We start from the raw sequence: 12958 nt of genomic DNA on the forward strand, positions 1-12958 counted from the left end.
CTTTTCGATGATGAATGCCGCGACTTCCGGACCCGATTATGCGACGGTCATCGGCGATCTCGGGATGCCCGACGTCAAGCTGAAGGTGCGTGACGTCTTCGGCATCGACAGCGACATGATCGTTCCCGGCTACAGCCGCCGTACGGAGCACGTGCCGGATGTAGACGACACCTACAAGTTTGACCGGGACACGACGCTCGCGATCCTCGCGGGCTTCGCCTACAACCGCCGCGTCATGGTCCAGGGCTATCACGGCACCGGCAAGTCGACGCATATCGAGCAGGTGGCGGCGCGCCTCAACTGGCCCTGCATCCGCATCAATCTCGATAGCCACATCAGCCGCATCGACCTCATCGGCAAGGATGCGATCGTGCTGAAGGATGGCCAGCAGGTCACCGAGTTCCGCGAAGGCATCCTGCCCTGGGCGCTGCAGCACCCGTGCGCGCTCGTCTTCGACGAATACGACGCCGGCCGACCGGACGTGATGTTCGTCATCCAGCGCGTGCTGGAAGTCGCGGGACGCCTGACGCTGCTCGACCAGAACCGCGTCATCCATCCGCACCCGGCCTTCCGCCTCTTCGCGACGGCCAATACGGTCGGCCTCGGCGACACCACCGGCCTCTATCACGGCACCCAGCAGATCAATCAGGGCCAGATGGACCGCTGGAGCATCGTCGCCAGCCTCAACTACCTGCCGCATGCGCAGGAGACGGAGATCGTGCTTGCCAAGCTCGGCGTCGAGCCGGGTGACACCGCCGGCCGCCGGCAGATCGAGGGCATGGTGGCGCTCGCCGACCTCACGCGCGCCGGCTTCATCGCGGGCGACATCTCCACCGTCATGTCACCGCGCACCGTCATCACCTGGGCCGAGAACACGCGCATCTTCGGCGACATCGCCTATGCCTTCCGCGTCACCTTCCTCAACAAGTGCGACGAGGCGGAGCGCGGCACGGTCGCCGAATACTACCAGCGCTGCTTCAACCAGGAGCTGACGACCGGCCTGCGCCGCGCGAGCTGACGCGCGCAGGCCAGGACGCAAGGGCTGATCCCCTCGGGGGTGACGGGGTGGAGAGAGGCGAGAGACAGGCTGTGAGCGGGACGAAGGACGGCAACGAACGCGCAGAAGCGTTCAAGCGCGCAACGGCGGGAACCATCCGGGCGATGTCCGGCCAGCCGGAGGTCGAGGTCGCCTTCCAGGCCGGCCCCGCCAACCTCGCCGGCAAGCGCGCCCGCCTGCCCTCGCCCACGCGCGGCCTGCCGGCGGCCGAGATGGCGCGGCTGCGGGGCGCGGCCGATGCCGTTGCCCTCCGCCTCCGCCACCATGACAGCGCCGTCCATGCTGCGCGCTCCCCCGCCAGCCGCGAGGCACGGGAAGTCTACGACGCCCTCGAACAGGCGCGCGTCGAGACGATCGGCAGCCGGCACATGGCCGGCGTCGCCGCCAATCTGCGCCAGAAGCTGGTCGAACAATGCGAGGCGGAGGGGTGGGATCGGCTGACCCGCAAGGACCAGCTGCCCATGGCCTCCGCCCTCTCCCTCCTCGCGCGGGAGCGCATGTCGGGCGAGGCCGCCCCTGCGGAAGCCAATCGCGTGCTCGATCAGTGGCGCGCCGCCATGGGGCCGGAGGCGCAGGCGGCGCTTGCCGACATGGCCGCGGCCTCAAACGACCAGCAGGAATTCACCCGCGCCGCCCGCCGGCTTCTGAAGGCCTATGACCTCGCCGAGTCAGAGGCGGAAGCCGAGCCCGACCAGGAGCCCGAAGGCGGCGACGAGGCGCAGGAGCAGAGCCCTCAGCAGGACGCTTCCTCCGAGGGCGAGAGCCAGGCGCAGTCGGAAGCCGAGGCCAGCCTCTCTCAGGAGAGCGAGGAGATGGAGGGCGAAGCGACGGCCGACGAGGCGGCCGAGAGCGAGGAGGAAGACGACGCGGCGGAGGCCGATGGCGACGAGCGGCCGGGCGGTCAGCAGACGGCGCGGGATCGGGGCACGGAGGAAAGCACCTACCGCGCCTATACCCGCGCCTTCGATGAGGAGATCGACGCCGCCGAGCTTTGCGACGCCGAGGAACTCGCCCGCCTGCGCCAGCAGCTCGACCACCAGTTGCAGCATCTGCAAGGCGTCGTCTCGAAACTCGCCAACCGGCTGCAGCGCAAGCTGCTGGCCCAGCAGACCCGCGCCTGGGATTTCGACCTGGAGGACGGGCTGCTCGACGTGAGCCGGCTTGCCCGCGTCGTCACCACGCCCACCGCCTCCCTCTCCTACAAGCGCGAGCGGGACACGGATTTCCGCGACACGGTGGTAACGCTGCTGATCGACAATTCCGGCAGCATGCGCGGCCGTCCCATCACGGTGGCCGCCATGTGCGGGGACATCCTGGCCCGCACGCTGGAGCGCTGCGCCGTGAAGGTGGAGGTGCTGGGCTTCACCACACGCGCCTGGAAGGGCGGGCAGAGCCGCGAGAAGTGGGTGCAGGAGGGCAAGCCGCGCAACCCCGGGCGCCTCAACGACCTGCGCCACATCATCTACAAGGCGGCCGACGCCCCGTGGCGGCGGGCACGGCGCAATCTCGGCCTCATGCTGCGCGAGGGCCTGCTCAAAGAAAACATCGACGGCGAGGCGCTACTCTGGGCCTATCGCCGCCTGATCACCCGGCCGGAGCACCGCCGCATCCTGATGGTCATCAGCGACGGCGCACCGGTGGATGACTCCACCCTCTCGGTCAATCCCGGCAACTACCTGGAGCGGCATCTGCGCCAGGCGATCCAGGACATCGAGACCCGCGGCCTCGTGGAACTCGTCGCCATCGGCATCGGCCATGACGTGACGCGCTACTACCGCCGTGCGGTGACGATCGTGGACGCCGAGGAGCTGGGCGGCACGATGATGCGCCAACTCACCGCCCTTTTCGACGAGAGCGGCGAAGAGGCTTGGGGCCGCGCCGCAGCGGAGCGGGCACCCGCCGTCGTGTGACACGCGGCGCTTCCGGCGCCGAATCCCCGCGCGAACGCTTTCGCTTCATCCGCCGCTTTGTTATGGCATTTCGCTAGTGCACCGAGTGCCAGCGTCAGACCGGGGGGATGAGTAGCGTGATCCGATACGTCTCGAGCGGACAGGTCGTCCGCCAAGCCTCGGTCAGCAGCGGCGACAGCCTCGTCGTCCTCTCCGGCGGCCTCACGGACGTGACCTATGTCTCCGCTGGCGGCACAGAGATCATCGCATCCGGCGGGCGCAGCTACGACATTTTCGTCGAAAGCGGCGGCTCCGCCATCGTCGCGCAAGGCGGCGTCGCCTCCCTCACCAAGGTAGAAGAGGGCGGCAATCTGACAGCCTCGGGCGGGTCTCTCCTTTCAAGCCACATCTATGCGGACGGCGCCGCACTCCTCGTCGCCGGAGCTACCGCGCAGGGGACCATCATCCAGACGGGCCGGGAAACCGTCGGCAGCGACGCCATCGACGTCAGCGGTATCATCTACGACAACGGCACGCAGATCGTCACCGACGGCGGCAGCGCCACCTATCTTCTCGTCAGCGGCGGAACGCAGGTCGTGCAGAGCGGCGGCAGCGCCCTGGGCACCGAGGTCAATGCAGGCGGCACGCAGATCGTCGGCAGTGGCGGCCAGGTTGCCGCTGTGAACGTGCGCGGCGGCGGCACGCAGCTGGTGCAGAGCGGCGGCTCCGCGATCCTGACCACCGTCTATGCGGGCGGCAGCGAGATCGTGATGGGGCGCACCGACTCGACGAGCCTGGTGAGCGGCGCCGTGCAGATCGTCTCGGGTGGCGGACTTGCGATGCATGACATGATCGCCGCCGGCGCCCGGGCCATCGTCAGCGCCGGCGGCGAAGCCGATTTTACTGTCGTCAGCAGCGGAGTCGCGGTCAGCGCCACGACAGGCGGGCTGCTGAGCCAGACGCAGGTGAGCGGCGGCACGGCGGTTCTCGCCGGCGGCACCGCCCTGGCGACCACCGTCATCGAGGGCGGCAGCGAGGTTGTTCTGACCGGCGGGACCGCCCTCGGCTCGATCATCGCCTTTTCGGGGCATGAGATTGTCAGCGGCGGCGTCGCTCTGTCGACGGTCGTGAGCTTCGGCGGCACGCAGTCGGTCGGCGCCGGCGGAGATGCACGCTCAACCATCGTCTCGGGCGGAGGCACCCTGCGTGTCACCTCCGGCGGAGTGGCGGTGGAAACGCAGGTCGCGAGCGGCGGTACGCTGCGTGTCGTGTCCGGCGGCGCAGCGACGCAAACACAGGTCGCCAGCACCGGCAACATGGTTATCGAGGCGGATGGCCGGGCCAGCGCGACCGCTCTCGCCACCGGTGGCGTCATGCAGGTCATCAGCGGGGGCGAGGCCGTGGCGACCACCCTCTCGACCAGCGCCTACCTCATCGCGCAGTCGGGTGGCGTCGCCCTCGATACCGTGATCCAAGGCAGCGCCTACGCCGTCACCGGCGCCACCATGGTCAGTTCCCTCATCACCGCAGGTGGTGAGGAAGTGCTGACCGGAGGCGGCGCCTCCTTTGCGACGGAAGTGCAGAGCGGCGGCCGCGAAACCGTCGCCTATACCGGCGCCGCGACCGCCCTCAAGGTCGACACGGGCGGCAGCGCCGTGGTGCAGGCAAGTGGCACGGTGGTGTCGGCGAGGATCGCGGGCGGCGTGCTCGAAGTCTGGTCCGCCGGCCATGTGACAGGCGACATTACCTTCGCGGGCGGTGCGGGCACGCTGCAGATCGACGGTGCCGCCGCCGTGCCCTCCGCCGATCAGACCATCTCCGGCTTCGTGCGAGGTGCCAGCATCGACTTCGCCTATCTGACCGGTGGCAACGTCACCTACTTCAACGCCTCGGGGAATCAGGTGACGATTTCCGCAGGCAACGAGGGCATCCACCTGACGGTCCTCAACGCCGGCTATTCCGCGGTCAATCTGGAAACGGCCCCCGATGGCAGCGTTCTGCTGAGGGCACAGGGCGGCAGCGCCAACCCGCCGCAGTTGGAGTCCTACGCCGCCGCCTTCCAGACGGCGGGCTTCGCCAGCGCGAGCGGTGCCGCCAGCGCCTTCGCGACGGCCTTCGGCACGGGAGACAGCTTCGGCGATGCGAGCACCCTGCTCGACGATGACGAATTCACCGCCGCCGAGAGCGGCAGCAGCAATGGCAGCCTTCTTCTCGAAGGCGGCAGCAGCCACCAGCTCGACGGCTACTCAACGATCTATGAAGCGGCGGGGAACGACAGCCTGACCCTTGGCAGCACCGATGCGACGGTCTTCCTGGCGAGCGCCACCACGCTTTCGGCGGGAAGCGGCGACCTGACCGTCTATGCCGGCGGGGCAGATGTCATCTCCGGCGGCAGCGGCGCCCTCACCGTTTTCGCCGGCGGCGACACCGTCTCGGTCACGGGCGGGGGCGGCGCTCTCGTCTTCTACGGCGGTACCGGCACGGCCACGGTCTCAGCCGGATCGGGGCCTGCCACGCTCTGGGGTGGCACGGGGGCCGGCGGCACCACCCTCCTGGGCGGCGCCGGCACGGACATTCTCGTCGCCGGGACGGGCAGCGGGCCTTCCACGCTCATCGGCGGTAGCGGCACGACAACCGAATTCGGCAGCGGCAGCGGCGCCGTGACCTTCATCGCAGGTGCCGGCGGCAACACGGTGATGGCCGGCCAATACGGCACCGGCACCGAGACCTTCTTCACCGCCGCTGGCGCGACCACGCTTATGGCGCTGAATGGCGCGGCCGATACGGTGGTGGGCGGCTCCGGCAATGCGACGGTCGTTGCCGGCAGCGGGCCGGATCTCTTCGCCTTCCTGCAGGGGGCCGCCGGTGGCAGCGAGACGATCTACGGCCTGAAGGCGACCGACCGGCTCGCCTTCGGCGGCTATGCCGGCAATCCCATCGTCTCAGAGACGGTGGTGCGCGGCTCGGACGTCATCACGCTGGTTGATAAGACGACCATCACGTTGGTGGGCGTCGGCCACACGCTGTTCTGAGACGACGCCCTCCGCCCGCCGCCGCACGTGGCGGCGGACGGAGCGCCCCGTCACCTCACGCCGCGGCGCTTGCTTCGCCGGCCGCGAGCATCGCGCGGATGCGCGCGACCTCCACGCCCGCGACCTTCAGCGGGGCATAACCCAGGCTCTCCATGATCAGCGTCACGTCCGTCCGCGCCGAGCCCCAGGCCGGATGTAGCGTCATCGTGCCGCCGGCATTCGCGAAAGAAGGGCGGTCCCCGGTATCGAGATAGCTTTCCGCCGGCAGACCTTCCGCCAGGATCACCTCGTGCCGGTCGAGTTCGACATGCCAGTAGGTGACGCTCTCCATCGCGACGGGCGCGATCCCGCCGGCACCCACCAGATGCTTCACCGGCACCAGCACGCCCTCTGCATAGAGCGCGTGGTCGGGCGACAGGATGAGGTCCCGCGCCGGCAAGCCGGCACCGAAGGCACCGGCCGGCACCCGCACCGGGCGCACGCTGTCGGGTTCGGGATGACGGCTCACCACCACCTGCCGCTGGCCGATCCAGCGGATGGGCAACGCTTCTCCCGTCACCGTCAGTACACGGTCGCCGATCGCGAGATCTTCGACCGCGACCTCGCCCTGTTCGGTGCGGATGCGCGTGCCGGTGGCGAAGCACGGCGCAGCCGTTTCCACGATCTCCGCCTGGCCCTGCGCGCCCGAGACGACCGCAAAGCCCACGCCATCCGCCCCGGCAAAGGTGAAGGTCTGCGAAGCGAGACCACCGGCACTCACTGCGGGATCGGCCGAGGTGACGGCGAGCGTCACCTCGGTGAAGCCGCCGGAGGAGACGACGCTCAAGGATGCGTCCGAATACTGATAGACGGTGTTGATGACATCACCGCTCTGCCAGCCCGAGATGGTAGCGCTGATGCCGTGGCCGCTACTCACGATGTCCTGTTCGTCGATCGTGGCGGCACCCGAGAAGACGATAGTGCCCAGCACGTTCGCTTTGGGTGACTGCGTCTCGAGGATCGCGCCGCCGTTGAGCACGACGTTGGAGACGACCGCATTGCCGCTGATGGCGAGCGTTCCGCCGCTGTCGACGACGGTATCAAGCGCGCTCGTCGTCTTGAGGAAGAGGTCGAGCACGCCACCGCCATGCACGGTTTCACCGCTCACCACCGCGTTGGTGGCGCTGACGATCTGCGTGCCGTCGATCTGGTCGCCGCTCGCCGTGCCGAGTACCGTCTCGACACCGCCTGCGGAGATGATGGACCCGCTGTCGATGCCGCTCACCACCGCCTGGCCGCCATCGAGGATGGTGGCGCCGAGGATGGTGCCGCCGCTCTGCACGTCGAGGAAGCCACCGCTGCCGATGGTGAGGCCCGAGGAGGTGACACCGCTCGAGACGGTGACGGTGCCGCCGGAGCTGACGGCGGCACCGAGCACGATCTTCTCACCACCGCTGCCATCGGCGCTCAGCACCAGGCCGGAGACGGTGCCCGCGAAGGTGAAACTCTCGCTCGCGCCGCCGGAGGTGACGGTCGCCACCGTGTTGCCGCTGACGACGGACGAGGTCAGCGTCGCGCCGGAACCGAAGGTCACGAGATCGATCGCGTCCTCGCTGCCGAAGCCCGAGATGACGGCGCTGACGCCATAGCCCGCGCTGATCGTCGCGGTCTCCTGCAGCAGCCCGGCACCGCTGAACACCAGGCTGCCGGACATGTTGGCCTTGGCCGATTCCAGCAGCACCGTGCCGCCGCTCAAAATCGTCGTGTCGTTCGCCGTCGCGTTGCCGCTGATCGCGAGCACGCCACCATTGGTCAGCGTCGTCTCGTTGACGACACCACCTTTCAGGAAAAGGTCGACCGTCCCACCGTTGTAGACGGTTTCACCCGTGGCCGTCGCACCGGCCGCGCTGATCAGCTGGGTGCCCTGCACCACGTCCCCGGCGGCAGAGCCGAACAGGGTTTCACTCGCGCCATGGGCGATGGTGCTGCCGCTGTCGACGCCGCCGGCAGAGACCAGGACCGAGCCGCCGGACAGGATGGTGGAAGCGGAGAGCGTGCCGCCGCTCTGCACCGTCACGGCGGCGCCGCTCGTCACCGTCTCGCTCACCACCGCACCGCTCGAGACGATCGTGGTCGGTGTCGTGGCGCTCGATGCCGTCGGTGCGAAGGAAATGCCGCGGATGTTGGTGTCGGCCGAGGCCGAGAGGATCGCCGTGAAGCTCTCGTCGGTCGGCAGGCTCGTCGCGCTCAGCGTGTCGGCAATCGCATAGACGTAGGTCTGATCGAGATCGCCCACCGTCTCGTTGGTGGCATAGAGATAGACCTCACCACCGACGACGGTGCCGGTGAGGCCGATAAGGCCGGTGGTGCCGGCGGTCGCGGTATCCGCCACGAGATCGAGGCCGGCCGCCAGCGTATAGTCGAGATGCCAGCTGCCGTCCGAATAGCTCCACTTCTGCAGCCCGCCGTCGCCGAGCCCGCCTGCCTTCGGTGCGCCGCCATCGGCTATGTAGAGGGTGGTTGAGTCGGCAAAGAAGTAGCCCTCGGGGCTGAGATGGATCGTGCCGCCGACGTCGGCGTCGTTGATGCCGTTCTCCTCTCCCGCCGTCAGGGTGACAGCGCCGTCGATGCCCGGCAGCACCGTGCCGGTTGTCGCCGAGGTCGGCAGCGTCGCATAGACGCTGATGTTCGACGTGCCGCCGCTTCCCTGCTTCGAATCTGTCGAGACATAGAGCGCACCATTCTGAATTTGCACGTCGCGCACGTCGGTCGCGGTGTTGATGGCGGTGGCGCCGTTCGCGCCGTCCTGCGCGTAGAAGACACCCTGGGTCGTGTCGCCCTTCACGCCCTGCCCGCCGACGTAGAAGCTGGTGCCGTCCACGGTCGCTACGCTGCGGATGTTGTTCGTGTTGAAGACGTTGTAGAGCGCCGTGCTGGTATCGACCGTGCCGGTATAGCTGATGTCGGCGATGACGCGCGGCACCGCGGTGTATTGCGAGCCGACCAGGCTGGTCGACTGGGCCAGCGCCGCATTGCCATACACCGTGGCGCCGCCGGCATTGTAGGTGGCGGCGTTGACCCCGTAACCGCCGATGACGAGGGACTGGCCGTCCGCCGAGAGTTGCAGATAGCCTTCGGAGGACGAGCCGTATTCGCCGGAGATCGCGTATTCCGTTGTGCCGTTCACGACCGTCGTCGTCTGCGGCAGTACCATGGTGCCGACGATGGACCCGGTGGTGCTGATTTCTTTCAGGGTGATGGGCGTTGCCTGGTTGTCCGTATAGGTGCCGCTGCCGTCCCCGTCTCCAACGATGCTGATGACAAGGTCACCGGCGAAAAACTCGAGGGTTCCGTCAGCCGTATTCGACATTGTTGTTTCCACCCGCGCTGGACAAATGCCCGAGCGGAATACCGAATGTCTAGACGATTGCCTAATGACAGCTTGGCGTCAGTTTGGTGACAGTGGCGGGTCTTTTACGGCTGCGCGATCACCCGAAACGGGTCCGCGTCACTTCCTCGCCTGCCGGGAAAGGCGGGCGCATCCAGCGCCCGCCCGCACGCGCCTTATTCCGGCTTGGCCGCGCGATCCATAGCGCTCTTCACCTCGTCCATCGCCGCCAGGAAGCGGCTGTGGATGAGATCGAGCGCCTCGCTGCTCGACTTGCGCAGCAGGTCTTCGACTTCGCGCAGATCCGAAACGCTCTTCTCATAGGCGGACTTCACGAGATCGGTCTGGCGAACGGTCCGCTCTTTCGGATCGGTCACCGTCACCAGCGAGCGCGTGGCCTCGGCCACCTCCGTCATCTGGCGGCGCATCGCCTCCATCTGACGCTGGGTGATGGCCTGCGCCCCTTCGAAGAGCAGCTTGTTGGCGGCGGTCAGCGCCGCCAGGTTGCGCTTCTGCGTTTCCATCAGCGCCGTCATCTCGGTGCTTGCCGGAAAGCTGAAGGACGCGAACAGCTTGGTGAAGTCGGTCGGGAACTGCGGCAGGTCGGACATGGCTTTACCTCCTCGGCTTGACGCCTTGAAAACGCGGCAGCAGCGTCACCATCCGGTTGCTGCCGGATCGTGGCGCCCCATTTCGCATCCCAAATCCACGGTCTGGCAAGCCTCGCCATGCGATCGACACCGAAGCGTCAACCACGGGCCGGCTCAGATCGCCGGGTCGTAGGTCTCCGGCGTCGGCCCATCCATCGGGTCCACCGCAGGCTCATCACCCAGATGCCGCGCCATCTCGCCCGCGCGCTCCAGCGCCTTGTCCGTCGCGGTCATGGTCGCCGAAAGGTCGGCGCTGTCATCCTGCGTCCAGGCACGGACGGCATAGAGCCAGACGCCGAGCAGGCCTTTGACGCGCAGTCGGCCGCGCAGGCCGGCGGCAGACAGCCCCGCGCCTTCCAGCAGCCATTCCATGCTGCGGGCAGAGAGCCGGGCCAGGAACAGAGCCAGTAGCGGGTCCATCTTGGCTGCATCCAGCACGGCGATGACGCCGGCACGATGCGCCTGCAGCACGTCGAAGCGGCGCATGAGGATGTCGAACAGCCGGTCCTTCACGGGGCCATCGGTGGTCGCACCCGTCAGCGCCGCTTGGTCGGCGATGCTGCCGAAGCGCATGAGCGCGACGAGCTTCGAGGGAAACCGCTGGCGGGTACGCGCGAGATCGAGCCCCGCGACCCGCGCCGCCTCCACGAGGCTGGTGCGGTGCCAGCCGCGCAGGCCGGCTTCGGTGAAGACGGCGGATACCACCGCGGCGTCGAAATCGGCGTCGGTCATGCTCATGATCTCCTCAAGCCGCCTGCGGGGCCGGGCGCTGCCCGCGCCCCGCGGCTTCGTCCTGGCGTGTCAGGCTTCGCCGACGCATTCCAGCATGGCGGCGCGCAGCGCCTCGTCCGGTGACTTGCCGCCGGCCAGCACGAATTGGAACGCGGGGAAGAAGCGTTCGCATTCGGTAATGGCGATATCCACCATGTCTTCCATGCTCTCCAGCGAAGCGCCCGGCGCGCCGCGCAGCAGCACGGCGTGGCGGAAGACCGGCATGCCGTCATCCGCATCCATGCCGAAATGCCCGATCCACAGATGCGTGTTGGCCAGCGCCAACAGCTTGTAGAAGTCCGCCCGACGCTTCTCCGGCACCTTCATGTCGAAGGTGCAGGTGAAATGCATGGCCGAGATTTCGCGGGACCAGTTGAAATAGAGGCCGTAGTCGGACCATTGGCCCGGCGCCTCGGCCGCCATCTCGGCGTCGTTGCGGCGCTCGAAAGCCCATTCGTTCGTGGACACGATCTGCTCGATCACGTCGAGCGGGTTCTTCACGTGGGTGGAAGCGGCAATGGTGGTGGCAGACATCGAAGGTCTCCTCAATGCTGGGAGGAAGGCCGGATCGGCGGCGTCCGTTGCCGCTGCCGGATGATGGGCGCCCCGATGGCCCCCAGTTCCGGCGTCGCGAATCGCCGCCTCCGTCGAAACACTAGGGGCTGGATTGCGTGAACCGCAAGCAAAGCCCGCTCCGTGCAAAGGCTTAGTGGCCGTACTGCCACAAAACTCTCATCAAGCGATCGGGCTCGCGGGCGCCGCCCCACCAGCCGCGCCCACGGGCGGGTCCTGCGGCGCCCCCGGCATCGGGTCGCTCGGGCTGGGGGCGGGAACATCCACGGGCACGGCGGTCAACGGATCGACCCCCGGCGCGGGCGCGACGGTGCCGAGCTTCGCCTCCAGCGCGGCCACGCGGGCCTTCAGCGCGGCAAGCTCGGCCTCGGCCGCTTCCTGCGCCAGACGGGCCTTGGCCGCCATCTCCTGCACCGCCGCAAGCTGTTCGCCGCGCGCGATGTCGAGCTTGTGAATGACCGCTTCGACCCGGGCGGCGAAGACCGCCTCCGCCTCATCTCGCAGTCCTGTGAAGGCAGAAAGCGCACCCTGCGCCACACCCGCTAGATCGTCCATAAAGCGGCCGCGCTCTCTCATCGCTCTCTCCTGCCTTCCACCCGAGGGGTGGGTTGCGTATAAGCCGCCGCCATGAATCCGAACTTGACGCCCTGGCGCATCGCTGCGGCTGATCACGTCCTTATCAGACTTGCGCGGCGGAGGGCAGTAGACATGGGTTCACCCAAGGCACCGGCCAAGATGGCGCTGCAACACGGCCGACGGGCCGGGGAATGCGTGCGATGAAGCCGCTGGTCTTCCCGGACTTCAACCCGGTCCTCGTCAAACTCGGCCCCTTCGCCATCCACTGGTATGCCATCGCGTACATCGCCGGGCTCGTCATCGGCTGGCGCCTGGTGCGCCGCTTCGTCGGCTGGGCGCCCAAGGTCGCAACGCCGCTGCTGGTGGATGATTTCCTGTCCTGGGCGACGCTCGGTGTCGTGCTCGGCGGGCGGCTCGGCTACGTGCTCTTCTATCAGCCGGGCAGTTTCTTCCATCATCCGACGGACATCATCGCCGTCTGGCAGGGCGGCATGAGCTTCCATGGCGGCATGCTGGGCGTCGCCATCGCCATCATCTGGTTCTGCCGCCGCCACCGCATCAACGTCCTCGCCTTCGCCGATCGCATCGCCATGGTGGCGCCTATCGGTCTCGGCTTCGGCCGCATCGCCAATTTCATCAATGGCGAGCTCTGGGGCCGACCGGCACCCAAGTGGTGGCCCTATCCGATGATCTATCCGCGCGTCGACATGGTGCCGCGCTTCCCGAGCGAACTCTACGAAGCCTTCCTCGAAGGACTCTGCCTCTTCCTCGTCATGCTGGCCCTCGGCCGGTCGGAGCGGCGGCGCATGCATCCCGGCCTGATCACGGGCTACTTCCTCATCGGCTACGGCATCGCCCGCAGCACGGGCGAATGTTTCCGTGAGCCTGACGCCTTCCTCGGCTTCCTCATGGAGGGGCTGACCATGGGCCAGTTGCTCTGCGTGCCGATGATCCTGGCCGGCATCGGGCTCGTGCTCTACGCCCGCGCCCGCCCTGCGCTGACGGTGGCCGAGGCTTGACGGGCGCCGCCTCCGCGCCCGAGC

The 12958-nt window shown here is 67.9% G+C and carries 9 protein-coding genes; 4 read left to right on the forward strand and 5 right to left on the reverse strand.

The features are described from left to right. The first annotated feature begins 64 nt into the window (after positions 1–64). The 3 genes from cobS to ACYQ6W_RS01375 all read left to right on the forward strand — a co-directional run bounded on the left by cobS (position 65) and on the right by ACYQ6W_RS01375 (position 5978). On the forward strand, positions 65–1018 hold the full coding sequence (cobS, locus tag ACYQ6W_RS01365) for a cobaltochelatase subunit CobS (RefSeq protein WP_459673431.1): 954 nt from the start codon (positions 65–67) through the stop codon (positions 1016–1018). Between the two features lie 71 nt (positions 1019–1089). After that, a complete protein-coding gene (gene cobT / locus ACYQ6W_RS01370) occupies positions 1090–2967 on the forward strand; it encodes a cobaltochelatase subunit CobT (RefSeq protein ID WP_459673078.1) in 1878 nt (625 codons plus the stop codon). Positions 2968–3083: 116 nt separating this feature from the next. After that, positions 3084–5978 (forward strand): AIDA repeat-containing protein, encoded by a 2895-nt coding sequence (locus ACYQ6W_RS01375; RefSeq protein WP_459673079.1) that lies wholly within the window; start codon positions 3084–3086, stop codon positions 5976–5978. 55 nt (positions 5979–6033) lie between these two features. Here ACYQ6W_RS01375 and ACYQ6W_RS01380 read toward each other — a convergent pair whose 3' ends face one another. The 5 genes from ACYQ6W_RS01380 to ACYQ6W_RS01400 form a co-directional block, all read right to left on the reverse strand. Further along, complete coding sequence (locus ACYQ6W_RS01380) at positions 6034–9327, reverse strand: Hint domain-containing protein (RefSeq protein ID WP_459673081.1); 3294 nt, start codon at positions 9325–9327, stop codon at positions 6034–6036. A 194-nt stretch (positions 9328–9521) separates the two neighbouring features. Next, complete coding sequence (locus ACYQ6W_RS01385; protein WP_459673082.1) at positions 9522–9956, reverse strand: phasin family protein; 435 nt, start codon at positions 9954–9956, stop codon at positions 9522–9524. 153 nt (positions 9957–10109) lie between these two features. Continuing rightward, positions 10110–10733, reverse strand: coding sequence for a TetR family transcriptional regulator (locus ACYQ6W_RS01390; protein WP_459673084.1), 624 nt, complete (start codon positions 10731–10733; stop codon positions 10110–10112). A gap of 63 nt (positions 10734–10796) precedes the next feature. Next, positions 10797–11300, reverse strand: a complete 504-nt coding sequence (locus ACYQ6W_RS01395) for a type III secretion system chaperone family protein (protein WP_459673085.1) — start codon at positions 11298–11300, stop codon at positions 10797–10799. A 201-nt stretch (positions 11301–11501) separates the two neighbouring features. Then, complete coding sequence (locus ACYQ6W_RS01400) at positions 11502–11915, reverse strand: accessory factor UbiK family protein (RefSeq protein ID WP_459673086.1); 414 nt, start codon at positions 11913–11915, stop codon at positions 11502–11504. Between the two features lie 200 nt (positions 11916–12115). On the opposite strand from ACYQ6W_RS01400, the gene lgt reads away from it, so the two are divergent. Continuing rightward, positions 12116–12934 carry a prolipoprotein diacylglyceryl transferase gene (lgt, locus tag ACYQ6W_RS01405; RefSeq protein WP_459673087.1) on the forward strand — a complete coding sequence of 273 codons (819 nt, stop codon included), beginning with the start codon at positions 12116–12118 and terminating at the stop codon, positions 12932–12934. Positions 12935–12958 lie beyond the last annotated feature (24 nt).

This window comes from Acidisoma sp. 7E03, assembly GCF_054665075.1.

What these genes read in the sequence shown, in the direction of transcription:
- cobS (WP_459673431.1), top strand. Translation starts at nt 65, where the DNA reads ATGCCCGACGTCAAGCTGAAGGTGCGTGACGTCTTCGGCATCGACAGC.
- ACYQ6W_RS01380 (WP_459673081.1), bottom strand. Translation starts at nt 9,327, where the DNA reads ATGTCGAATACGGCTGACGGAACCCTCGAGTTTTTCGCCGGTGACCTT.
- ACYQ6W_RS01395 (WP_459673085.1), bottom strand. Translation starts at nt 11,300, where the DNA reads ATGTCTGCCACCACCATTGCCGCTTCCACCCACGTGAAGAACCCGCTC.
- ACYQ6W_RS01385 (WP_459673082.1), bottom strand. Translation starts at nt 9,956, where the DNA reads ATGTCCGACCTGCCGCAGTTCCCGACCGACTTCACCAAGCTGTTCGCG.
- ACYQ6W_RS01390 (WP_459673084.1), bottom strand. Translation starts at nt 10,733, where the DNA reads ATGAGCATGACCGACGCCGATTTCGACGCCGCGGTGGTATCCGCCGTC.
- lgt (WP_459673087.1), top strand. Translation starts at nt 12,116, where the DNA reads ATGAAGCCGCTGGTCTTCCCGGACTTCAACCCGGTCCTCGTCAAACTC.
- ACYQ6W_RS01400 (WP_459673086.1), bottom strand. Translation starts at nt 11,915, where the DNA reads ATGAGAGAGCGCGGCCGCTTTATGGACGATCTAGCGGGTGTGGCGCAG.